This window comes from Psychrobacter sp. UBA3480 (assembly GCF_002377945.1).
In the GTDB taxonomy this organism is placed as follows: domain Bacteria; phylum Pseudomonadota; class Gammaproteobacteria; order Pseudomonadales; family Moraxellaceae; genus Psychrobacter.
On the sequence record NZ_DFQV01000020.1, the window covers coordinates 504,367 to 527,294 of the forward strand.

At 41.2% G+C, this 22,928-nt stretch carries 18 protein-coding genes; 11 read left to right on the forward strand and 7 right to left on the reverse strand.

The window, feature by feature from the left end; all coding sequences use genetic code 11:
• Positions 1 to 93 precede the first annotated feature (93 nt).
• The 8 genes from B2863_RS09415 (at position 94) to B2863_RS09450 (ending at position 8,916) form a co-directional block, all read left to right on the forward strand.
• On the forward strand, positions 94 to 1,335 hold the full coding sequence (locus B2863_RS09415; RefSeq protein WP_296209675.1) for a capsule biosynthesis protein: 1,242 nt from the start codon (positions 94 to 96) through the stop codon (positions 1,333 to 1,335).
• A gap of 363 nt (positions 1,336 to 1,698) precedes the next feature.
• Positions 1,699 to 3,498: a translation elongation factor 4 gene (gene lepA / locus B2863_RS09420; protein ID WP_101204270.1), complete on the forward strand. Its 1,800-nt coding sequence runs from the start codon at positions 1,699 to 1,701 to the stop codon at positions 3,496 to 3,498.
• A gap of 102 nt (positions 3,499 to 3,600) precedes the next feature.
• The gene (gene lepB, locus B2863_RS09425) at positions 3,601 to 4,503 is read left to right on the forward strand and encodes a signal peptidase I (RefSeq protein ID WP_296209677.1); all 903 of its coding nucleotides are present in this window, start codon (positions 3,601 to 3,603) and stop codon (positions 4,501 to 4,503) included.
• Positions 4,504 to 4,634: 131 nt separating this feature from the next.
• Positions 4,635 to 5,027: a DUF4845 domain-containing protein gene (locus B2863_RS09430; protein ID WP_290178089.1), complete on the forward strand. Its 393-nt coding sequence runs from the start codon at positions 4,635 to 4,637 to the stop codon at positions 5,025 to 5,027.
• 102 nt (positions 5,028 to 5,129) lie between these two features.
• Complete coding sequence (rnc, locus tag B2863_RS09435) at positions 5,130 to 5,927, forward strand: ribonuclease III (RefSeq protein ID WP_057758394.1); 798 nt, start codon at positions 5,130 to 5,132, stop codon at positions 5,925 to 5,927.
• A gap of 346 nt (positions 5,928 to 6,273) precedes the next feature.
• Entirely contained in the window at positions 6,274 to 7,239 is a 966-nt protein-coding gene (gene era, locus B2863_RS09440) for a GTPase Era (RefSeq protein WP_057762330.1), read from the forward strand.
• A 63-nt stretch (positions 7,240 to 7,302) separates the two neighbouring features.
• Positions 7,303 to 8,079 carry a DNA repair protein RecO gene (recO, locus tag B2863_RS09445; protein ID WP_296209682.1) on the forward strand — a complete coding sequence of 259 codons (777 nt, stop codon included), beginning with the start codon at positions 7,303 to 7,305 and terminating at the stop codon, positions 8,077 to 8,079.
• A 63-nt stretch (positions 8,080 to 8,142) separates the two neighbouring features.
• Positions 8,143 to 8,916: a pyridoxine 5'-phosphate synthase gene (locus B2863_RS09450; protein ID WP_296209685.1), complete on the forward strand. Its 774-nt coding sequence runs from the start codon at positions 8,143 to 8,145 to the stop codon at positions 8,914 to 8,916.
• A gap of 20 nt (positions 8,917 to 8,936) precedes the next feature.
• On the opposite strand, the gene B2863_RS09455 is transcribed toward B2863_RS09450, so the two are convergent.
• Positions 8,937 to 9,665, reverse strand: a complete 729-nt coding sequence (locus B2863_RS09455; protein WP_296209688.1) for a GspH/FimT family pseudopilin — start codon at positions 9,663 to 9,665, stop codon at positions 8,937 to 8,939.
• Between the two features lie 584 nt (positions 9,666 to 10,249).
• Here B2863_RS09455 and B2863_RS09460 point away from each other — a divergent pair.
• From B2863_RS09460 to mscL, 3 genes are all read left to right on the forward strand, one after another.
• Complete coding sequence (locus B2863_RS09460) at positions 10,250 to 11,545, forward strand: OmpA family protein (RefSeq protein ID WP_296209691.1); 1,296 nt, start codon at positions 10,250 to 10,252, stop codon at positions 11,543 to 11,545.
• A 349-nt stretch (positions 11,546 to 11,894) separates the two neighbouring features.
• Complete coding sequence (gene typA / locus B2863_RS09465; RefSeq protein WP_057758402.1) at positions 11,895 to 13,745, forward strand: translational GTPase TypA; 1,851 nt, start codon at positions 11,895 to 11,897, stop codon at positions 13,743 to 13,745.
• Positions 13,746 to 14,025: 280 nt separating this feature from the next.
• Positions 14,026 to 14,481 carry a large conductance mechanosensitive channel protein MscL gene (mscL, locus tag B2863_RS09470; protein ID WP_296209695.1) on the forward strand — a complete coding sequence of 152 codons (456 nt, stop codon included), beginning with the start codon at positions 14,026 to 14,028 and terminating at the stop codon, positions 14,479 to 14,481.
• 111 nt (positions 14,482 to 14,592) lie between these two features.
• Here the strand turns inward: mscL and B2863_RS09475 are convergent, their stop codons facing one another.
• The 6 genes from B2863_RS09475 to cysM form a co-directional block, all read right to left on the reverse strand.
• Entirely contained in the window at positions 14,593 to 15,033 is a 441-nt protein-coding gene (locus tag B2863_RS09475) for a hypothetical protein (protein WP_296209697.1), read from the reverse strand.
• Between the two features lie 289 nt (positions 15,034 to 15,322).
• Positions 15,323 to 16,264 carry a bifunctional DNA-formamidopyrimidine glycosylase/DNA-(apurinic or apyrimidinic site) lyase gene (gene mutM / locus B2863_RS09480; RefSeq protein WP_296209698.1) on the reverse strand — a complete coding sequence of 314 codons (942 nt, stop codon included), beginning with the start codon at positions 16,262 to 16,264 and terminating at the stop codon, positions 15,323 to 15,325.
• A gap of 55 nt (positions 16,265 to 16,319) precedes the next feature.
• Positions 16,320 to 18,857: a RelA/SpoT family protein gene (locus tag B2863_RS09485; protein ID WP_057758410.1), complete on the reverse strand. Its 2,538-nt coding sequence runs from the start codon at positions 18,855 to 18,857 to the stop codon at positions 16,320 to 16,322.
• Positions 18,858 to 19,279: 422 nt separating this feature from the next.
• A complete protein-coding gene (gene rlmD, locus B2863_RS09490; protein WP_414706924.1) occupies positions 19,280 to 20,851 on the reverse strand; it encodes a 23S rRNA (uracil(1939)-C(5))-methyltransferase RlmD in 1,572 nt (523 codons plus the stop codon).
• A 61-nt stretch (positions 20,852 to 20,912) separates the two neighbouring features.
• A complete protein-coding gene (locus tag B2863_RS09495; protein ID WP_296209701.1) occupies positions 20,913 to 21,737 on the reverse strand; it encodes a 3'-5' exonuclease in 825 nt (274 codons plus the stop codon).
• Between the two features lie 142 nt (positions 21,738 to 21,879).
• Positions 21,880 to 22,851: a cysteine synthase CysM gene (gene cysM, locus B2863_RS09500; RefSeq protein ID WP_414706926.1), complete on the reverse strand. Its 972-nt coding sequence runs from the start codon at positions 22,849 to 22,851 to the stop codon at positions 21,880 to 21,882.
• Positions 22,852 to 22,928: the final 77 nt, after the last annotated feature.

Genomic DNA, 22,928 nt, shown 5'->3' on the forward strand with positions numbered 1-22,928 from the left:
GTATAATCACTTTTACGCTATGTGTTTTCACACGGTTGCACGACCTTTCTTGTTTTTATCTCTTATTTTCTCATTTAATGGTAGCCCTGTATTATGGCAGCTTCGATGTCTCACTTGCTTACTCATCGACACGTCTTGCTACTACAAGGGAAAATGGGTGGGTTTTTTAATCGCTTTTCGTCATTCTTGCAAACTCAAGACATTAAAGTAAGCAAAATCAATTTTAATGCAGGCGATGCCTTTTTTTACCATCACGACAATACCTATGAATATACCAATACATTAGCGAAATTTTCTTCTTGGTTGCAGGCGTTCATTAAAGAAAATGCCATTGATGCGATTGTATGTTTTGGCGATTGTCGACCGCATCATACTCAAGCAGCGTGTATCAGTGAAAAGTTAGGTATTTCATTCTTTGTCTTTGAAGAAGGGTACTTGCGTCCTGATTATATTACCTTGCAAGAACATGGGATTAACGGCTATTCACGCCTAAACACTGCTGAGATTAAAGCACTTAAGAAAGCCAATGATCAGCCTTTATACACACATAATCGATTTTATCGCTTAAGTATCGCGGCCATCGTCTATTACATCATTGCTTGGCTTTATAAAAGTCGTTATCCACATTATTCGCATTATCGTGGTATGACTGCTTGGCAAGAGGCCATCGCTTGGTTAAAAGCACCGTGGCGGAAGCTACGAGGATATTTACCAGACAAACATCTGCAAAATAGACTGACCAAACAAGAAAGTAACAATTACTTTTTGATTAGTTTACAAGTACATAATGACTCACAGATTACCCATCATAGTGATTATCGTGATGTGGTACAGTTCATTGACGAGTCTATCGCAAGCTTTGCAAATTTTGCTAAGCAAAAACAGTTACTCGTGTTTAAGCATCATCCATTAGATCGTGGTCATAGAGACTATCGGGAGCTGGTAGCCAGCCTAGCAGAGCGCTATCAAGTATCTCATCGTGTTTTCTATGGCTGTGATATGCACCTGCCAACTTTGATGAAATATAGTATTGGCATGGTGACTATTAACAGTACGACAGGCTTGCAGTCGGTTTATCATAAGAAACCCACTAAGGTTATGGGTCGTGCAATTTATGATATTCCTAAGCTAACAGATCAAAAGCCGCTTGATGATTTTTGGCAGCAGCCTAAGGGCCCAGATAATGAATTTTATTTGAGATTTCGTGAGTACCTGATAGAGCAAACTCAAATAAATGGTGCTTTTTATGGCAGATCGCCATGGATGTATAAGTATTTGTGCCAAACTGGCAGCGAAACGACAGACGTAGATATGTCTAAAACCAATTTACCCTAGTCATTTATTTGCTTTTCTTTCTAAGAAGTCATAGTAACTATAATGGTATCTATATAAAGAAACGAAGTTCAACAAGTGTAACGATTGTTGCGTTATCCTTGTTTAGCTTCTCATTTCATCTGCAAGTCACATCTCTTCTAACAAAATCGCCTTACTTTGCAGTGGAAAACTGCTAGAATACTCTTTTATGTCTGCGCATAAGAGTTAATGTGCTTGGCTATAGGTTTTAGACAGTGGTATTAGCCCAATCGGCTTGTTGTAACGGTTAACCTTCAAAGAAGTACACGCACCTTATCAATTGCATCTGACAGTATTTATTTTTTAGTTTTATTATTCTATCACCCTTAATTTAGTAGGCGCTTTGTGACTGCATTAGCCAATATTCGTAACTTTTCAATCATTGCCCACATTGATCATGGTAAGTCGACCCTTGCCGATCGTTTTATTCAAATGTGCGGTGCCTTGCAAGATCGCGAGATGCAGGCGCAGGTACTCGACTCAATGGATATTGAGCGTGAGCGCGGTATCACTATCAAAGCACAGTCAGTAACGCTGTTTTATGATCATCCAAATGGTGAGCGCTATCAGCTTAACTTTATTGATACCCCGGGCCACGTTGACTTCTCATATGAAGTGTCGCGTTCATTAGCAGCTTGTGAAGGTGCGCTATTGGTTGTTGATGCCGCTCAAGGCGTAGAAGCACAGTCAGTAGCCAATTGCTACACAGCCGTTGATCAAGGCTTAGAAGTCATGGCGGTGTTAAATAAGATTGATTTGCCGCAAGTTGAGCCTGAGCGCGTCATTCAAGAAATTGAAGATATTATCGGTATCGATGCCGTTGATGCACCGCGAGTATCAGCCAAATCTGGTCTTGGTGTTGATAAGCTGCTAGAAGCGCTAGTAGAGTTTATTCCGGCACCAACTGGTGATCGTGAAGCGCCACTCCAAGCACTAATTATTGACTCTTGGTTCGATAATTATTTGGGCGTAGTCTCATTGGTACGGGTACGTGAAGGTACTATACGTAAAGGTGACAAATTATATATCAAATCGACTCAAGAGGCACATCTGGTTGGCTCGATTGGTGTCTTTACCCCTAAGCCTGTAGATACGGGTGTTTTAGAAGCAGGGGAAGTCGGCTTTGTTATTGCGGGTATTAAGGATATTGCCGGAGCACCAGTAGGCGACACTATCACTCACGCTAAGACCCCTGATGTGGATCGTATCCCAGGCTTTAAACAAGTCACGCCACAAGTCTATTCTGGTATGTTCCCAGTGGATTCGAGTGATTTTGAAAAATTCCGTGAAGCTTTGCAAAAACTGCAAATCAACGATGCGTCGCTGTTTTTTGAGCCAGATACGTCAGATGCGCTTGGCTTTGGTTTCCGCTGTGGCTTCTTGGGTATGCTGCATATGGAGATTATCCAAGAGCGTCTAGAGCGTGAATATGATCTGGATTTGATTACTACAGCGCCCTCAGTTATTTACGAAATTGAGAAAAAGAACGGTGATGTAATCTATGTAGATAATCCATCACATCTACCTGAACCAAACAACATTGAAGAGTTCCGTGAGCCAATTGCCCGCTGTCAGATTTTAGTACCGCAAGAATTCTTAGGCAATGTAATGACGCTATGTATTGAGCGTCGCGGCGTTCAGGTTGATATGCGTTTTATGGGTCGACAAGTACAGCTGATATTTGATATCCCAATGGGCGAAGTGGTCATGGATTTCTTTGATCGCCTAAAGTCAGTCTCACGTGGTTTTGCATCGCTAGACTATAACTTTGAACGTTATCAAGCCGATAAGTTGGTGAGAGTTGATGTACTAATCAATGGCGATAAAGTTGATGCCTTAGCGATGATCGTGCACGAAACCCAATCACGTTATCGTGGTAATGCACTGGTTACGAAGATGAAAGAGTTGATTCCACGTCAAATGTTTGATGTTGCCATTCAAGCCGCTATCGGTAGCCAAATTATCGGTCGTAGTACGGTAAAAGCCATGCGTAAAGACGTATTAGCAAAATGTTATGGTGGCGATGTGTCACGTAAGAAAAAGCTACTGTCTAAACAGAAAGCAGGTAAAAAACGTATGAAGCAAGTAGGTAACGTGGAAATTCCACAAGAAGCCTTCTTAGCTGTGTTGCAAGTTGATAGCTAATCGCTAAACGTAACCTAAGATAGTCATTGTAGATAACAGTCAAATGTAGTGAGTCTTATCGTAAAGGTGTTAGATAAGCCGCTCGTTAATAGGCAATTTGGTATGGATTTTGATTTTAATTTAATTTTAGTGCCGTTAACTATAGTCCTAGGAATTGTTTGGCTGTTAGATAAGCTAGCGCTCAAACAGCGCAAAACTCGTGGTCGGGGTCAAGAAGGCTTACTAGTTCGCTGGGCTTATGACTTTTTTCCTGTGTTAGCAGTGGTATTGATAGTACGCTCATTTTTAATTGAGCCATTTAATATCCCATCATCGTCTATGGTGCCGACGCTATATACGGGTGACTTTATTGCTGTTAATAAGTATGCATATGGCGTGCGCCTGCCGTTAACCTACAATAAGGTGCTAGATACTGGTGAACCTGAGCATGGTGATGTGGCAGTGTTTCGCTATCCTGAAAACCCGAGCATTTATTATATTAAACGCGTTATCGGTTTGCCTGGTGACACCGTAAGCTATAGTCAAGGCACGTTATCTATCAATGATGTACCTGTTGAGACTAAGTCTGTAGGTTTCGCGGCAAATGCTGAATTGACTTCACAGCTATACTTACCAGGGCAAATCGGTCCAGGGCAAGTGTTGACTGAAAAGAGTGCTTCTGCAATGGGTCAACAAGAAGAAGACGCGGCACAATATTTTGAAGAAGTCCAAGGTGACAATAAGCACCTCGTGCGCTATTTAGATGGCATGAACAGTTCACAATACGCGCCATTTTTGCAGCAACAATCACCAGAGGTGGTTAAGTCGGAAGGTACTGAGTGGCGCATTGACGTACCAGAAGATCAGTATTTTGTGATGGGTGATAACCGAGATCGCAGCGCAGACGGTAGATTTTGGGGCTTCGTTCCTGATGAAAACCTAGCAGGTAAGGCAGTTTATATTTGGATGCATAAACCACCTGGTCTTAACCTACCAACCTTTGAACGTAATGGTACTATCAATTAAGATTATGAGATTGTCTAGAGATTGATTGGTTGATAATAGTTTTATGCTAATATCGTTGATAAATAATCAATAGCTATTTATTATTTATACACTTATTCGAAATAGTCGTTTATCTTTAGAAGGATATCATAATGCAGCAATTATCTGGTTTGGCGATGCAGCGCGGCGCCAGTGTGACAAACATTGTTCTTATTATTATGCTTTTGGGTATTGCGACTAAGTTGACAGTAGCTATTGTACCGGCTCAGATTGGTGATTATCAATTGACCAAGGTATTAAGTGCACAGCTAAAAGAAGCCAATAATAATAACGAAACAGCCAAGCAATTTGTTGAACGTGTCAACAAACAGTTATCTATCAATGCTGACTATGATACCAAGGCGGAAGACGTATTTACCTTTACTGATAAAAAAACAGGTCAATTGGCTATCTATAAAGAATATGCAGTAACTAATAACTTTTTTAGCAATGTCGATATCATAAACCGTTTCGAAGGTAACATTGAAATGGCAACAGCAGAGTAAGTCGCAATAGTACGACATAGCACCTTCATTATTTCATAAAATATATCAAATAATATTATTAAACTAAATCTGTCAAGCAGAAGGGATAACCACAAACCACGCATGAAACCAACTTCGCACCATTCCCAAGCGGTTCCTACTTCCCAAAAAAATAGTACGTCTGTTGACACGCTTGTTGTTAGCTCAGAATTTATTCAGCGGTTAGCAGTATTAACGCGTAAGTTAGGCTACGAGTTCAATGACTTGAGCCTTCCTAAACTTGCATTAACGCATCGCTCATTTGATAGCAAAAAAAACTATGAGCGCCTAGAGTTTTTAGGTGATGCACTGTTAGGGATGATTGTGGGTGAAGCTTTATATCATCGTTATCCTAGTCAAAATGAAGGTCGCTTAACGCGTATGCGTGCAACACTGGTGCGCCAAGAGTCGTTGGTAATTATCGCCCAAAACCTAGAGTTGTCTAACCATCTTATATTAGGAGTAGGTGAGCGCAAAGGTGGCGGTCGCAATCGTGCTTCTATACTAGCCGATGCCGTAGAGTCTCTGATTGGTGCTATCTATTTAGACAGCCAGGATATGGATATTACTCGTAAATGTGTTCTCTCTTGGTATGGTGATTTGATTGATAATGTCAATGACCAAAAAGCATTGAAGGATGCCAAGAGTCGATTGCAAGAGTGGTTACAATCTAAACAGTTTGACTTGCCCAACTACGAGCTCATGGAAACGCGTGGTAATGCACCGCATCAAATTTTCGTTGTACGTTGCCATGTAAATATCAATAACTGTCCTGATATTACTGAATCTGGTGAGAGCCGCCGTATCGCTGAACAGAAAGCAGCAGAGCTTATGATTAACCAATTACATAAATTGCCAGGATCTGCCAAAAAACGGGTATAGCCGATATCCATAAACGCATTTTTAGATGCATAGTATCGGTTTAGATTGGTTTATAACTTGGCAAACATACATTAAAACTACCTCACATATTATTTATTTTAAAACTTTAAATGTCTCTAGCCCGTTTTTAATGGTGACTGAATAAATTTAGCATCAACGACTGTTCGGCTAGACACAAACCCTATAGGATTAACTTATGAGCAATCATACTGATTTGCCATCAAACAATGAAGACAGCACCCAAAATTTGGGTGAGAATACAGATATTGATTCAAGCCAGAACAATATCGAAGTTACCGAAGAGATTCATGGTATTGATGCAGAAGATATTGCATTAGACAATGATATGGCCATTGAAGAGTTTTTTGCACCGAGTGGCAATGCTCGTATGGCTGATGATTTTAGAGCAGGTTATGTGGCCATTGTTGGACGTCCAAATGTGGGCAAATCAACTTTGATGAACCACTTATTGGGTCAAAAGCTGTCTATTACCTCACGCAAACCACAAACCACCCGTCATCGTATTCATGGCATTTTGTCAAACCATGAAATGCAAGCGGTGTTTGTTGATACACCAGGTATTCACCGTAACGAAGTACGTGCTATTAACGAACGTATGAATAAAGCGGCGGTATCGGCGTTAGTAGATGTAGATTTAGTACTGTTTGTTGTTGATTCAGATCAATGGCGTGACGATGATTTATTGACCTTGCAAAAGCTCGGTGAGACCAATCTAACAGTCGTATTGGTTATCAATAAGTCAGATACTCTAAAAGATAAAGGCAGCGTGCTACCACTTATCGAAACTTTCAACGATAGTTTTGATTTCGCTGATATCGTTCCTGTATCTGCACTAAAAAATCAAAACTTAGATCGTTTGCAAGAAGTGATTGCTTCGCATTTACCAGTTGCTGCGCCTATTTATGATACAGAGCAAATCACCGATCGCTCTGAGCGATTTTTAGCCAGTGAAATCATACGCGAAAAAATCATGCGTAGTGCGGGTGATGAAGTGCCATATGATTTAACGGTACAGATTGATGAGTTTAAAGACGAACCTGCACATACTGATCCAAAAACAGGACGTCCACGCAAAGCTTGTACTTTCATCGATGCGACTATCTATGTTGAACGTGGTGGTCAAAAAGCCATCGTTATCGGTGACAAAGGCCAGCGTATCAAACAAGTTGGTATGGATGCTCGTAAAGATATGGAGCAGTTGTTCGGTAAAAAAATCATGTTAACTTTGTGGGTCAAAGTGAAACGTGGTTGGTCTGATGACGAGCGTGCGTTGACCAGTTTGGGCTATTGATAGCGGTTAAAAACGAACGCTTCAAAAGCACTGTGTGCCTTTTAGCTATTTAGGTAATAAAAAATGCGTAATGAAGCGCTCGTCGGGTATTTATTGCATCAGCGTCCTTATCAAGAAAAGCGCGCCTTGTATTATCTTTTTTCTCAACAACATGGTGTGATACATGGTGTTGGAAAAAAAGGCGCGCCACTATTTATGCCGTTACAGCTTTTTGCTACTGGCAAACGCGACCTAAAAACCTTTAGTCAAATTAATATTGCCTCGCAAGATATGACTCAAGCTGACAGTGTTCAAAAAGATAGTACACCTGCTGTCTTAGAAGCTATACCTTACGCTAATATCAGCGGCCAACATCAGTATGCCGCACTATATATAAACGAGATTCTGTGGCGGTTGTTACCTACTGAAGACCCAATGCCAGTATTGTGGCAGCATTATCAAATCAGTCTACAACAACTCAAACAAACTCTAAGTAATAGCGAGCTTCGTCTCTGTCTACGTCAGTTTGAGCAGTATCTATTTACCGAATTAGGATTCACTTTAACGTTAACGCATGACAACGTTGAAGACCCCATTGAGCCTGATTGTACTTACCGCTTTTTGCCGGATGTAGGTTTGCTCCCTGTATTGGTACATAATGAAGAGTCTGAGCATTTAGCCAGTGAGTCTGGACAGACTGTTTTTAAGGGTGCGGATATTATAGAAATGGCACGTTTAGGTATTACTGAACAGACGCTGAACCATTGGTCAAAGCTACATCGAAATCTTATTGATCATTTGCTTGACTATCAGCCACTACAAAGCCGTCTGTTATGGCAGCAGCAGCAACGTTATCAATAAAGTCTCAAATATCATCGTAGTATCAACTATATAAGTTAGGCTTAATTGTCCAAAGGATTTTTTATGAGTATCTCTGTATCTACCTCATCTGAAAACAATACAAAAAAACCTTTGTTAGGCGTGAATATTGATCATGTGGCAACACTTCGTCAAGCGCGCGGTGTGAGTTATCCAAGTCCTTTGGCTGCTGCATTATTGTGCGAAAAGGCAGGGGCAGATGGTATCACTATACATTTACGCGAAGATCGTCGTCATATACAAGATGCGGATGTTTATGAAATGGCAGGGCAGTTGTCGACGAGGATGAACCTAGAGATGGCCGCAACGGATGAGATGTTTGCAATTGCCTGCGAAGTTAAACCTTTTTGGGTATGTCTAGTACCTGAAAAGCGTGCAGAGTTAACGACAGAGGGTGGTCTCGATGTTGCAGGGCAAATTACGTCTCTAAAAGAGTATGTTTATAAGCTACAAGATTCTAATATTAAGGTCTCTTTGTTTATTGATCCTGATGACCAGCAGATTTCAGCTGCGATAGAGTGTGGTGCAGACGCAATAGAATTGCATACTGGTGCTTATGCCGAAGCAGGCTTAGCAAATGATACTGCCGCACAGTTGGCTGAGCTTCAAAGAATTGAACAAGCAGTAGCTACAGCACAGAGCCTAGACGAGAAATTGCTTGTTAACGCGGGTCATGGCTTAACGTGTGACAATGTGAATGCCATTGCAAAGATTGATGGTATATACGAATTGAATATTGGTCATGCACTTATTGCAGATGCGGTGTTTGTAGGGTTAGAAAGCGCTGTGACAATGATGAAAGAGGCAATGTATAAATAGGTTTGCATATACGGCATCTATTACCCATTACATTTTGTAGGGTGGTCTGCATTAAGTTTATGTTTGACGATACCGGATTGGTTAAAAGAAATTTGGTACATTGACTTGTTATAAGAAGAGGTGGGGCAGTATTTTATATGGCCAAAGTGTCCTCGAGGTCTGCCGCTATCGCCCCAAAATTTAGTATAGTGTCGCCTACCGCCAACTCTTAACTTCACTGTACTATATCTTAGGTTTAAGGATTGCTGAGTTAATAACGTGTCTACTTGAGAATCAAAATGCTTATTGTTATTTTTATCTACGAATAGCAGAAGTGTCTTATCACTGTTCCTATGACATTGCTGTGCATCATTCGATAAACAAACCAAGACATCCTGCCGACTTATATAACTTTCGGCCTTTGCTAAGGACAAGGTGTTCTCTAATTGATGCTTGACACGTTGAGCTTCCATTCGTGCTAAGTGCGTTAAGATATTTGGCGCTGCAATAGCTGCGATAATTCCCAATACCATTGTCGTCACAATTAGCTCAACGAGAGTAAAGCCGTTTGATTGCTTAGCACTGAGAATATTATTGTTCTGAAGGAATGATTTCCTATAACTGACTAACTTCAATAGTTTATTGAATAACCTAGATACAATAGCTAAGAAATTATCAATTCCATACCTGCCTATTCTGCAAATAGGTAAACAAAAGGTAAAAATGACTATTGTCTTGTAATGGGCCAGTACCTTACTAAGTAAGTTCATAATGCGCTACATCCTATAGCTATCTGTCATTCAAGTAGAAAACAACGTCTCACACATCCTTGTGTTGACTATTTTTTAAGCACACCAATTGTCCAAATTCTTTAAACTTTCTCTTATTCCACTGTATATAAAACACATACAACACCTAATCACTTGATTTTCAGAAGAATATTGGTTTTTTACAATATATATGTAATATATAGCGACTGTCAAAAAATGTTTCAATTAGTGAAAGAAAGACATTAGCAATAGAGAAAAAATTCTAATTGTAATAAAATGCTTCAAGAAAATAGCTATCAATAGACTATTCATCTATCGCAAACTGATGTGTAAAAGATAAGAAGCGTAAGGTGTGTTAGTTCTGGGTAACTTAGACTATTTATTGTGTTTTAGTTACAACATTATCGTGTAATAATGTGTAGCTCGTTAACGAAAAAAGTTGTAAACTGAATTAATAATCGCTAAGCTACTCCTTAATTGGTTTTGCTTTGTCACTTAAAATGCGTAAGAGATGTTTATCTTAGTACGTCTTGAGAATCGGTTTTGCTTAATGCATCACTAAAATTATCCTTTGGAGGAAGTCCATGAAATTGAACAAAATAGCTCTAGCCCTTGTTGCTGTAGCGGCTGCACCGATGGCAGCTAATGCTGGTGTTACTATTAGCCCATTGTTACTTGGTTATCACATGACTGAAGAATTCAGTGATACCTCTGACAAACAGCGTGAAGTTCTTACTACTGGTAAAAACTTGTATGAAAACGCTAACGGCGATGTTATCGGTGATGGTAGCCGTGGTAACAGCAATGGTGGCGTAGCCAAAGAAAGCAGCCTGTATACTGGTGCAGCTTTAGGTATCGAACTTACTCCTTCTACTCAGTTCCAAGTAGAATATGGTGTATCTGACGCAAACGGCGAAGCTTCTGAAGATTCAGCTGATGCCGGCGTTAACCGCTTTGATATTGAACAAGAAATGATTTCTGGTAACTTCTTGATCGGTACTGAAGAATTCACTGGCTACACTGATAGCGCACTTAAGCCATACGTACTAGTAGGTGCTGGTCAGTCTAAAATCAAAGTAGAGAACCAAGAACAGTATACTAATTCTAACGGTGAAGTAGTTGCTGCTGGTACTGAAGTATCAAACTCTAAAGACACTATCGGTAACCTAGGTCTAGGTGCTATGTATCGCATCAATGACGCGCTAAGCCTACGTGGTGAAGCTCGTGCGATTCATAACTTTGACAACAACTGGTGGGAAGGCATGGCTTTGGCCGGTCTAGAAGTAGTATTAGGTGGCCATTTAGCACCTACAGTAGCAGTACCACCTATGCAAGAGCCAGTAGTTGACAACACTCCAGTAGTCGTTGTTGAAGCTGATCTTGATTCTGACGGTGATGGCGTACCTGATAGCATCGATGCATGCCCAGGCACTCCAATGAACGTTGTAGTTGATGAGCGCGGTTGCCCAGTACCAGTAGACATTACTGACGAACTGAAAATGGAACTACGTGTATTCTTTGATAACGATAAGTCAGCTATCAAAAACCAGTACAAGCCAGAAATCGCTAAAGTAGCAGAGAAGATGCGTGAGTATCCTAACTCTACAGCTCGTGTAGAAGGTCATGCTTCTAAGACTGGTCCTTCAGCACGTTATAACCAACGTCTGTCTGAAGCTCGTGCCGTTGCTGTTAAATCTATGCTAACTAATGAATTCGGTATCGCTCCAAACCGTCTATCAACTGTAGGCTATGGTTACAACAACCCAATCGCTTCAAATGACACTGAAGAAGGTCGTGCTATGAACCGTCGTGTTTATGCCATCATCACTGGTGACAAAACAATGACTGTTGAACAAACTAAAGATATGGTTGTTCAGTAAGTATTAGCAAAATAATCGTATAGTAAAATATACAGTTACAAAAAAAGCCACCCAACGGGTGGCTTTTTTTTATTTATGTATTGAGAAAAGTGAGTTATTACATAAATTTATGAATCAATAATGTTATACTAGCCACCCAAACATTCTGTAAATTAACAGCATGTACATTAGCATAGCAATCTGTATGATGAATTCGTCAGTATAGATATTTGATTGTATTGAAATTTTTTATTTGATAGCATTCTTTTCTGCGTCATCTTAGATTCAATATCTATCTGATTGATGATGAAAGTTTATTCAGCAGCGCTTACTGCTACTGCATTTTTTTAAGACGAAACGAGCATTTTATATGGCGAACGATATCAAACACCTGCGTAACATTGCAATTATTGCCCACGTTGACCACGGTAAGACAACTTTGGTTGATAAGTTATTACATCAGTCTGGTACTTTTGGCGACCGTGCAAACATTGCTGAGCGTGCAATGGACTCAGGTGATATTGAGCAAGAACGTGGTATTACCATTTTGGCTAAAAACACAGCTATCCGCTGGACAGATAAAACTTCAGAAACTGAATACCGTATCAACATTGTGGATACCCCAGGTCACGCCGATTTCGGTGGTGAAGTTGAGCGTGTAATGTCTATGGTTGACTGCGTACTTTTGGTTGTTGACGCTGTTGATGGCCCAATGCCTCAGACTCGTTTTGTGACGCAAAAAGCATTCGAACAAGGTCTAAAGCCGATCGTTGTTATTAACAAAATCGATCGTCCTGGCTCACGTCCTGATTGGGTAATGGATCAAATCTTTGATTTGTTTGACAACCTAGGTGCAAACGATGAGCAGCTTGATTTTCCAGTTGTTTATGCTTCAGCATTGAATGGTATTGCAGGTCTAGAAGCAGATGATTTAGCTGATGATATGACGCCATTGTTCAAAACTATCGTTGACGTTGTTCAGCCACCACAGGTTGATGCTGACGCTCCGTTCCGTATGCAAATCTCAAGCCTTGACTACAACAGCTTTGTTGGTGTAATCGGTATTGGTCGTATTCAACGTGGTAAAGTTAAACTTAACACGCCAGTGACTGTTATTGATAAGCATGGTAAGACGCGTAACGGCCGTATTCTAAAAATCATGGGTTACCATGGTCTTGATCGTATTGACGTTGAAGATGCACAAGCAGGTGATATCGTTTGTATCACAGGTATCGATGCACTAAACATTTCTGATACTATTTGTGATCCTAACAACGTTGAAGCATTACCAGCACTAACGGTAGATCAACCTACAGTATCTATGAACTTCCAAGTAAATAATTCACCATTTGCTGGTCGTGAAGGTAAGTTTGTGACTTCACGTAACATTCGTGAGCGTCTTGAGCGTGAATTGATTCATAACGTAGCATTGCGTGTAGAAGACACTGAGTCTCCTGATAAATTCAAAGTATCAGGCCGTGGCGAGCTTCATTTATCAGTACTTATCGAAAACATGCGCCGTGAAGGTTTTGAGCTAGGTGTTTCTGGCCCAGAAGTTATCGTTAAAGAAGTTGATGGTAAGCTACAAGAGCCGTATGAAAACGTTGTCTTCGATATTGAAGAAGAGCATCAAGGTTCTATCATGGAGCAAGTTGGTCTACGCAAAGGCGAGATGACTAACATGGAGCTGGACGGTAAAGGCCGTATGCGTATCGAGGCAACCATACCAGCGCGTGGCTTGATCGGTTTCCGTTCTGAGTTCCTAACCCTGACTTCAGGTAGTGGTATCATGACCTCGAGCTTCTCACATTACGGTCCACAGAAGATTGGTGATGTTGGTGGTCGTTCTAACGGCGTATTGGTTTCTATGGCAAATGGTACTTGCCTAGGTTTTGCTCTATTTAACCTACAGAAACGTGGTAAGTTGTTTGCTGAGCCACAGCTTGAAGTTTATGAAGGTATGATTGTTGGTCTTAACTCTCGTAACGATGATATGACTGTTAACCCAACGACTGCTAAACAGCTAACCAACGTACGTGCTAGTGGTACTGACGAAGCATTGACGTTGACGCCAGCAGTGAAATTCACTCTTGAGCAAGCGCTTGAGTTTATTCAAGACGATGAGCTAGTCGAAGTAACGCCAAAAGCGGTACGTATTCGTAAACGCTACTTAACTGAAAGTGAGCGTAAGCGTCACGGCCGTGGTAAGAAAGGTGCTTAATATCAATAAGTGAGTTACTTAGTAATTCATAGTATTGATGTTTGACGCAAATGCTTAGTGTCAGTAGTTTCTACGGGCACTGAGTGATTCAAAAATGAGCAGTATAAGGTGAGCTATTAGTGGTTCACTTTATACTGCTTTTTTTTGGGTTGTAATCTTGGAAAAATACAGACAGAATGAATAGTGACGTTAATGTATTCAATTATTAACATGAAAGCTAGATGTGACACTAATTATATAAATATCTATTGGTTTGTAGATAAATTTTGAGGAAAAAACAATGAGTATGGTTTCAGAGTTTAAAGAGTTCGCTGTCAAGGGCAATGTGATGGATTTGGCAGTCGGTGTCATCATCGGCGGGGCTTTTGCTACCATCACAAAATCTTTAGTAGATGATATTATTATGCCGATTGTCGCTTTTATTTTTGGCGGCGAGATTAATTTTGAGAACATGTTCTTAGTTTTAGGCGATGCACCTGATGGTATTGTTATGACTTATGATGCGCTCAAAGAAGCAGGTGTACCTGTATTGGCTTACGGTAGTTTTATTACCGTACTTATTAACTTTCTAATCTTAGCTTTCATCATCTTTATGATGGTGAGAGGTGTCAATAAAATGCGCCGTGCTGAAGAGGTAGAGGAAGTTATAGAAGAAGCAGTAGAAGAGCCATCAGAGGAAGTGAAGTTGCTGCGCGAAATCAGTGCCAAATTAAGTAATACTAGTATTACGAAATAAATTATCGACTTTTCGACAATAAAAAGGCTAACTCCTCGTTAGCCTTTTTGCTATGAAATAGTCACAGTCATTTTTTGTGAACTATTTGATGTGCCTACTAAAAGCAAATTGTTACGGAGTGACCACTACATAGTCATTGGTATTAATTAGAATTTCTGATGGTTGATCGACAACGATACGTACCACGTTATTATCAACAACTTGAGACTTATAATAGTTGTCTTCAGCAACTGTACAGCCTAAACAACGTCCCATAGCATCCCAAGGTTCAACAAATAGCTTCTGCTGTGCTTGATCTGCATTACCACCAATAAGTGAAAAAGGTAAGCTAACGATATAAGCTGCCGTACCAGCAACAGCATTCACGAGTTGCAGTGGCTTACCAACAATCGTATCGACTACCATCGTCTCGTATGAAGGACCGAAATCAGTTTCATCAATTTCTATAGCTGCAAAAGTAGGCTGAATGGTCGCAACTACCAATCCTAAAGTTGACAATACAGTAAAAAATCTCTGCTTAACTGTGCGTTGGGTTTTTGCTTTAACAGTCATAACGATATCCTGAAACTCATAGTAGTATGATTAATGGCTGCTGCTATCTTCACACAGGAATCTTGCGGCAACAATAGTTAGTCTAAATATTACAGAAAAATAAATAATACGCACTATTTATGTAAGCGCTAGCACTATTAAAGCAAGATGTGCGCTAATAAGCAACAAAAATGAGAATAATCTAGTTATAGCTTTGACAATATTTGGTACTTTTAGAATGAATACTCTGTTCAAATATTGTCTTCATTTAATATAAACGTAGCACAAGTAAGCGGGTATCAGTTATTAGCTATTTTAACGGCTGACAATTTGGACAATAAACACTAGCTCTACCAGTAAGCTTGATGTTTTCTAGTGTCATACTGCAATGTAGACAGCTTTCTCCTTGTCTGCCATACACATTTAGAGTTTGTTGAAAGTAACCAGTCTGACCGCTTGCTACTGTGAAATCTCGTAGTGTCGAACCGCCCAATTTTATCGCTTTCTTTAAAATTTCTTTAATATGATTCACTAAAATGACAATCTGTTCGTGCGAAATTTGATTGGCTGGTGTAGCAGGGTGGATGCCGGACAAGTACAGACTTTCAGTCGCATAGATATTGCCAACACCAACTACGACTTCTTGTTCCATGATGACAGATTTAATCGCTCGGGAGATGGGTTTCAGTCGCTTATTCGTTTTAGTATTATCTGACGATGACCCATTGCTATCTTGACTAGATAAATCAATACGCTGGATTAAGCTGTATAAATAGTCTGCGGTAAAATCTTTTGAAAGTGGTTCAGGACCTAGATGATCTAGTAGTTTATTGCCGTAATCTTTATGCCATAGTACTGAACCAAAACGTCTAGGATCATAGTAATGTAGCTGAGACTTTTTGTTAGCATTATCATTAAAAACGACGACCAGATGGTCATGTTTACGCTTATCAGTACCATAGCTATGTTGCTGTAAGCTGCCTGACATTCCTAAGTGAATAAGAAGCTGAAGTGGTTCAACTTTACTGGCTGACATTGAAGCGTTATTCTGTGCAACTGCTGGCAGAAAATTAAGAATCAGATACTTTGCTCGGCGCTCGACACTCTCCAATGTGTAATTAACCAGCTCGTCTAAGTTATCTGGCATCATCCATCGCAGCTTTGGTTGAAATACTTTAACATCAACTACCTGTTGCCCCCACAATGGAGCAAGACTGGCTTTAGTGGTTTCTACTTCAGGTAATTCAGGCATAGTATTTTTTGACAACTCTATTGTGGAATAAACAACGACTGACTTAAGGTTTTATTTACACGACTGCACGGCGCGCGTGCAAAATACCATGTTGCTGCTCTAGTTTTGCGAGCAACTTAGATAGATGTGCTAAGCCTGAGACTTCAATATGGAACTTTAAAAAAGCAATATTGTCGTCATTACTTAACGTTTGCACTTGGCGAATATTGACGTTTTCTTTATCAATTATCTGTGTCAAATCACGTAGCAAACCGCGCCTGTCATATGCTTCGACATGAATATCAACGGGCTGATAACGCCCCGTCTGCACTTGCCAAGCGGCTTCTATCTTACGCTCAGGGTCACGCTCGACCAGACGTAAGTACTCTGGGCAGCCTCGATTATGAACACTGACGCCACGCGATAAAGTGATGTAGCCAGCAATCGGTTCGCCATGGACAGGATGGCAACAACCTGCCAAATTGATTTCGATATTATCCAAACCATCGATATGGATTTTATACGCATCGAGCTTACCTGTATCTCTGTTATCTACATGAGGTACAAAGCTCTCTGGTGGTATCTCAGGTTCAAGGTGTAGCTGACGAGAGATATGACTGGTTAACTGATTCAGGCCAATATCACCTGTCACCAGCCCTACAATAATATCGTCGGTCGTATTGACATGAAAATGCTGGATATAGTCGTTCAGATCAATACTATTAGGATGAACAGATAGGCGCTCAAGCTCTTTGCTAAGCATTTGGCGACCTATTTCAATGTTCTTATCACGGTCTTGCTTATTAAACCACTGGCGCAGTTTTGAACGGGCGCGATTAGTATGAATATAACCTAAGGATGCTACTAACCAGTCACGATTGGGCTCACGCGAAGCCTTAGTGATAATCTCAACTTGCTCACCTGTTTTCAACTGATACGTCAGTGGCACATAGCGTTGATTGACGCGGGCCGCCTGCGCGCGGTTGCCAACTTGAGTATGCACATAGTAGGCAAAATCGAGAACGGTCGCGCCTTTTGGTAGTTCGGTAATATCACCATCGCGACTAAAGATATAAATACGTTCTAGCTCATCAAAATCAACGAGTTGCTCTTCTTCGTCAAACTCGATATCGTCTATCTCTTCGCCCGCTACCACAGCTGAGCGTGGTTGATTGCGTGTCTCATTATTAATAGATAATAATTGGCGCAATGAGCTGATTCTTTGATTCAGATAATTGTCTTTCTTGTTCTTTAGACCTTCTTTGTAATTAACGTGCGCACACATGCCAAGTTCGGCCTCAAAGTGCATCTCATGAGTACGAATTTGGACTTCTAGTGATTTATTTTCTGCAATTACAGCAGTATGTAGCGAGCGATAACCATTAGACTTAGGGTTAGTAATATAGTCATCAAACTGTTCAGGAATGTAACGCCATAAACCGTGTACTAGGCCTAAAACGTGATAACAGTCAGAAGGGCTATTGACCAACACACGTAAGGCACGAATGTCATAAAGCTGATCGAAAGATAAGCCTTTGAGCTTCATTTTTCGATAGATAGAGTAGATATGTTTGACGCGCCCAGATACTTCGCCTTCAATACTGGCATCTGCTAATGATTCATTTAATTTGTCTTGTACGCGCTGAATATAGGACTCACGTTCGCTACGTTTTTCTGACAGCAGCTTAGCAATTTCTTTATAGCGATCAGGCGCGAGATAACGGAAAGCTAAATCTTCGAGCTCCCATTTCAACTGTGCAATACCTAAACGATGGGCTAATGGCGCATAGATAGTCATGACTTCACGTGCGACACGAGTTTGACGCTCTGGCCTAGAAAACGTCAACTCACGCATGGCAAAGGTACGCTCTGCCAATTTGATGAGTACCACACGCACGTCGTTGGTGACAGATATGAGCATGCTATAAATATTTGATAGCTGATCACGTTGATTATTGACGAAATGGTCTTCTAAACGCTTGTTGCTCTCGATAATCTCCGACAGCTTACCCATTGCAAGGGTATCTTTAACAAGTGTCAAAATATCTGGACCAAAGTTTTTTTCAACTTCAGCGAGACTGATGATTGATTTGCGGGCACTGCGATACAGCATGGCCGCGACCAATGCGTCTTCATCTTGATAAAGATAGGTCAAAATATCGGTCATACCAATACCGGTCACATAAGCGCCTGAACGCTCAGATTCACTGGTATTCATATGACTGCGAATAAACTCACAAGCTGCACTTAGGTTGGGTACTGACTCTTGTCCAATACGCTTGGCCACATTATCTAGCCAAGTAGGTACGTCGATGTTGGCTTGATCTAAGTCAACTGCCTCAAGCTCTTTGTTTGATAGCGTATTGGTATCATCCAAATACTCGTCTTCAGTGTGAGGATCATGCAAATGATAAGTGTGTGCAGCTGAGCGATCAAAAGTAGTATGTAGCTTGTGGGTTGCCAACTGGTATTTGATGTCGAGGGGAATTTGGGCATAGCTATTGGCTGACTGGTGAGAGCGTTGGCTCGCCACCAGTTGCGCCGCAAGTGTTGCACTATCGGCCTGCGTGGTCTGTCCATCCACCAGCGGTAATCCTTCACGAATTTTTACCATAGCCGACTCCTCTTAGCTATTTTGAATTGATTATAACCTCATCTACTATGCACACACTCTGAATTAACGATCCATAAAGTGTCAGCTATAAACCAATACAACTGCTAAAAATGTTATTTTTAGCAGCTATAAAATGCGCGTAAAATATATAAAGCTATGAGTGCAAATGCTTGCTATGTAGCGATTGGAAACATCACCAAAAACATAGGAAGATTGTTTACTATTATCTCATTTTAAAGTGACAAATCAAGCGAGCCTCTGTACGGCTGTGGTCAATTACGCTAAATAATGGCTATTTATTAGCACAAACTTATCAAAGCTTTGAGTTATTTTAGACAATTGTATTAACGCTTAATTATCTCTTTAATCAGGTTTAACTATCAGTCATTTCTAGCTATTAATCATTTTTGAAAATTAATAACTTAAACCGCTACCTTCTCGAAGCGAGCGATAGATTCAACATGACCCGTATGGCAGAACATATCCATCACGCCAGCATGAGTCAGACGATAGCCTTGTTCTAATAATGCTTTTGTATCACGAGCAAGGGTGGCTGGATTACAAGAGACATAAACAATGCGCTCAGCATTGAATTTTGGCAAATATTGCATAATCTCCCAAGCACCAGAGCGCGGTGGATCAATCAACAGTGCATCAAAACCTTGGTTGGCCCATGGCTTATCAGTACAGTCTTGAGTCAAGTCTTGACTGTAAAACTCAGTATTGTTGATACCGTTGCGACGAGCGTTGTCAGCAGCACGTTCGGTCATGGCCTCACTGCCTTCGACACCGACTACTGAGCCTGTCTCACCAACGAGGCGCGCTAATGGCAAGCTAAAGTTCCCCAGACCACTGAATAAATCTAGTACGCGTTCGCCTGCTTTTAAGTCCAACAAGTCACAAGCAAGCTTAGTCATCTGACGGTTCACAGATAAATTTACTTGAGTAAAGTCAGTAGGGATAAATTCAAAAGTCAGATCATACTCTGGCAATTGATAATATAAACGCCCAAACTGCTCGCTCAAATCATCAGTGTCTGTCAACGCAATACGTTGGATGCTATCAACGCCTTTCGACTGCAAATATAGCTGCCAATTACGCGCTGCAAAAAATACTTTTAGTTTGTCTATATCAGCGTCTGATAATGGTTCTAAATTACGTACGATGAGCGCAACTGGCTGATTGCCATCAGGTAGTTCTGGCAGTTGCTCACCCATTGCAAGTTCAAGCTGAGCAATCTTGTCACGGCTCTCTAAAGTGCTAATAAGCGTTTTTAGGTTTTCAATCTCAAAACCAATACGTGGATCTAAGATATGACATTCATTTAGCTCTGCCAAGAAGTTGCTTGAACGCTCGCGGAAGCCGACAAGCGCGGTTTCTTTTTTGACAACATAGCGCACGCCCAAACGTGCTTTGGTACGATAGCCAAGACGATCACCGACCACAGGGGCGAGCCAATTGTCAGGCTCTGCGTTGGCTTGGTGCATTAGCATTTCAGCCAGTACTGACTGCTTAAAGTTTATTTGTCCATCTGGCTGCCAGTGCTGCAAGTTACAACCGCCGCAAGTACCGAAATGCGGGCAGGGTGGTACAGCACGTTCAGGGTTTGGGTTGGCAGTAATACTAATGGCATCGCCTTCTTCAAAGCTAGCACGGCTGTTGGTTATTTTCACTAAGGCGCTTTCACCTGGTAGAGCAAAGCTAACAAAGATTTTTTTGCCATGTTTGTCTTCAGCATGACCTTCCGCAACATCAAAACCATTACCATAAACAGCAACACCGCGACCATCATGTGACAAGCCATCAATATTAAATGGAATTGGCTCTGCATCTTTTAGGCGACGACGTGTCTTTGATGATGGCTTTGATTTTTTCTTACTAGGTGGAATGACAATCGTTTGGGTGTCGTTGGTTTGAGCTTCATTCGTTTGAGCGTTACTGTTTTGCGCTGCCATATCAGATGCTGTAGATGTTTTTGAATCGGTGGGTTGCATAAACCTGCCTTAATAATAAATAACTAGAAGAGGGGAATAAAAACTACTAATAATGCGAATTCTATAATTCGGGTGCCGATGACCAGTCAGCGATAAACTCTTGATGTCGCGGACTACCGTCAGCTTGGGTATACTTTGCCAGATAGTCATAGCTCTGCTGCTGCCAAGCATCAAAATCTTGTGAAGACAACTGTCCTGTTAGACGTAACCAGCGTAAATAAATAAGCCAAGTATTCATAACATCAGACTCACAGTATATAGATAGGGTCTGCCAGTCACCGCTACTAACAAGCGCGCCAACCATGCTGCCATCCACGTCAGTTTTACCGGGTAATCCGTATAGACTTGCGACGATATCCATGGCTTCGCGGCGACTAGCACCGTACTGGCTAAACCGATCCATCAAGTCTAGATGACGCGTATGAAAGCGATTAACATAGTTATCAAAGCGCATGTTTTTAATACGCCCGCCTTCTTCGAACAGCCATGGTGCTGACAAATCATATTGCATGGCACGATATATCAGTACAGGTATGTCAAAGCCTGAGCCATTCCAGCTAATAAGTTGCGGCAGTGTCTCAATGTCGTTAAATGCTCTAAAGAACTTGGCTAGGATTTCTTTTTCACTAAATTTATCGGCAGTCAAAGAAAATAGCGATAACTTACCATCTTTGATATACAGAGCTGAGATACAGACGATACGCTGTAGTGGCAAGCGCATAAAGTCGTGCCCTGCCTCTTGTGTACGTATCGCTGTCAGCGCACTTAACGCATCCGCATCGTTGAGATCGGCCAATTGCGGATAGATACGGCGTGCTGCATCGACATCGGCGACAGTCTCGATATCAAAAACCAATATAGGGTCGGATGGTAGCGCTTGTGACATAGATAATCCTGACTATTTATGAGCTTATAGTTAATTCATTATAAAAGAATGACAGCGCTAACCTGGTTTTAAGTATTGCATCTGCACTTGGCTGCTCTGCACTTCTTTTAAATTAACGATACTAAATGGTATTTCTTATGCATTAATTAACTTCTGCGCTGCTGTTATCCGTATTGCTATCGTCAACGTTATATAAACCCGTTGATAAATAACGATCGCCACGATCGCAGACAATAAAGGCAATAACAGCATTAGGATTTGCTTTTGCCACTTGGGTCGCTGCCCATGCAGCTGCGCCCGAAGATACCCCAGCAAAGATACCTTCAGTCTTCGCCAATTTACGCATATAGACTTCGGCAATACGCTGATCGATATCCATCACTTCATCAATCAAATCTGCATCAAATATACCTGGCATGTAAGCCGCTGGCCAACGGCGAATACCAGCAATCGAAGCTTCTTCATCAGGCTGTAGGCCGATGATTTTGACGTCTGGATTTTGCTCTTTTAGGTAGCGTGATACACCAGTAATCGTACCTGTCGTGCCCATCGAGCTAATAAAATGCGTAATTTTACCTTCTGTCTGTGCCCATAGCTCAGGGCCTGTAGTCAGGTAATGTGCTTGACTATTATCAGGATTGTTAAACTGATCCAATACAACCCCTTTGCCATCTGCTTGCATCTGTAATGCCAAATCACGCGCAGCTTCCATACCTTCGTCTACTTCAATCAGCGTTGCGCCATAGGCAATCATGGCATCTTTACGCTCTTGGGTAGAGTTGGTTGGCATCAGCAATGTTATCGGGTAGCCACGCATCGCGGCGACCATGGCCAATGCAATACCAGTATTGCCACTAGTGGCTTCAATCAACATATCACCAGGCTTGATATCACCGCGCTGTTCTGCTTGATAGATCATATTAAAAGCAGGACGATCTTTTACTGAGCCCGCTGGATTATTGCCTTCAAGCTTAGCTAGTACTGTGGCACCATTGGCAATGTGCTCTTGCTCAGGCAGACGTTGAAGTTGTACCAATGGCGTTTGACCAACGCAATCAGCGAGGGTAGTGATTTGAGTAATAAAGTTAGCATTTGACATGGCTGTAGTGGACATAAAGTATCCTTTTTTATTTTTTAAATATGTTTTTAATGGCCTGTTTTTGATGGAAACACTGTTTTTATTGTTGGATC

Excerpts from the sequence above, each read along its gene's own strand:
- lepB (WP_296209677.1), top strand. The coding sequence starts at position 3,601 with ATGGATTTTGATTTTAATTTAATTTTAGTGCCGTTAACTATAGTCCTA.
- typA (WP_057758402.1), top strand. The coding sequence starts at position 11,895 with ATGGCGAACGATATCAAACACCTGCGTAACATTGCAATTATTGCCCAC.
- recO (WP_296209682.1), top strand. The coding sequence starts at position 7,303 with ATGCGTAATGAAGCGCTCGTCGGGTATTTATTGCATCAGCGTCCTTAT.
- rnc (WP_057758394.1), top strand. The coding sequence starts at position 5,130 with ATGAAACCAACTTCGCACCATTCCCAAGCGGTTCCTACTTCCCAAAAA.
- cysM (WP_414706926.1), bottom strand. The coding sequence starts at position 22,851 with ATGTCCACTACAGCCATGTCAAATGCTAACTTTATTACTCAAATCACT.
- B2863_RS09460 (WP_296209691.1), top strand. The coding sequence starts at position 10,250 with ATGAAATTGAACAAAATAGCTCTAGCCCTTGTTGCTGTAGCGGCTGCA.
- B2863_RS09475 (WP_296209697.1), bottom strand. The coding sequence starts at position 15,033 with ATGACTGTTAAAGCAAAAACCCAACGCACAGTTAAGCAGAGATTTTTT.
- rlmD (WP_414706924.1), bottom strand. The coding sequence starts at position 20,851 with ATGCAACCCACCGATTCAAAAACATCTACAGCATCTGATATGGCAGCG.
- B2863_RS09455 (WP_296209688.1), bottom strand. The coding sequence starts at position 9,665 with ATGAACTTACTTAGTAAGGTACTGGCCCATTACAAGACAATAGTCATT.
- B2863_RS09450 (WP_296209685.1), top strand. The coding sequence starts at position 8,143 with ATGAGTATCTCTGTATCTACCTCATCTGAAAACAATACAAAAAAACCT.
- mscL (WP_296209695.1), top strand. The coding sequence starts at position 14,026 with ATGAGTATGGTTTCAGAGTTTAAAGAGTTCGCTGTCAAGGGCAATGTG.
- B2863_RS09415 (WP_296209675.1), top strand. The coding sequence starts at position 94 with ATGGCAGCTTCGATGTCTCACTTGCTTACTCATCGACACGTCTTGCTA.
- B2863_RS09495 (WP_296209701.1), bottom strand. The coding sequence starts at position 21,737 with ATGTCACAAGCGCTACCATCCGACCCTATATTGGTTTTTGATATCGAG.
- mutM (WP_296209698.1), bottom strand. The coding sequence starts at position 16,264 with ATGCCTGAATTACCTGAAGTAGAAACCACTAAAGCCAGTCTTGCTCCA.
- B2863_RS09430 (WP_290178089.1), top strand. The coding sequence starts at position 4,635 with ATGCAGCAATTATCTGGTTTGGCGATGCAGCGCGGCGCCAGTGTGACA.
- era (WP_057762330.1), top strand. The coding sequence starts at position 6,274 with ATGGCCATTGAAGAGTTTTTTGCACCGAGTGGCAATGCTCGTATGGCT.
- B2863_RS09485 (WP_057758410.1), bottom strand. The coding sequence starts at position 18,857 with ATGGTAAAAATTCGTGAAGGATTACCGCTGGTGGATGGACAGACCACG.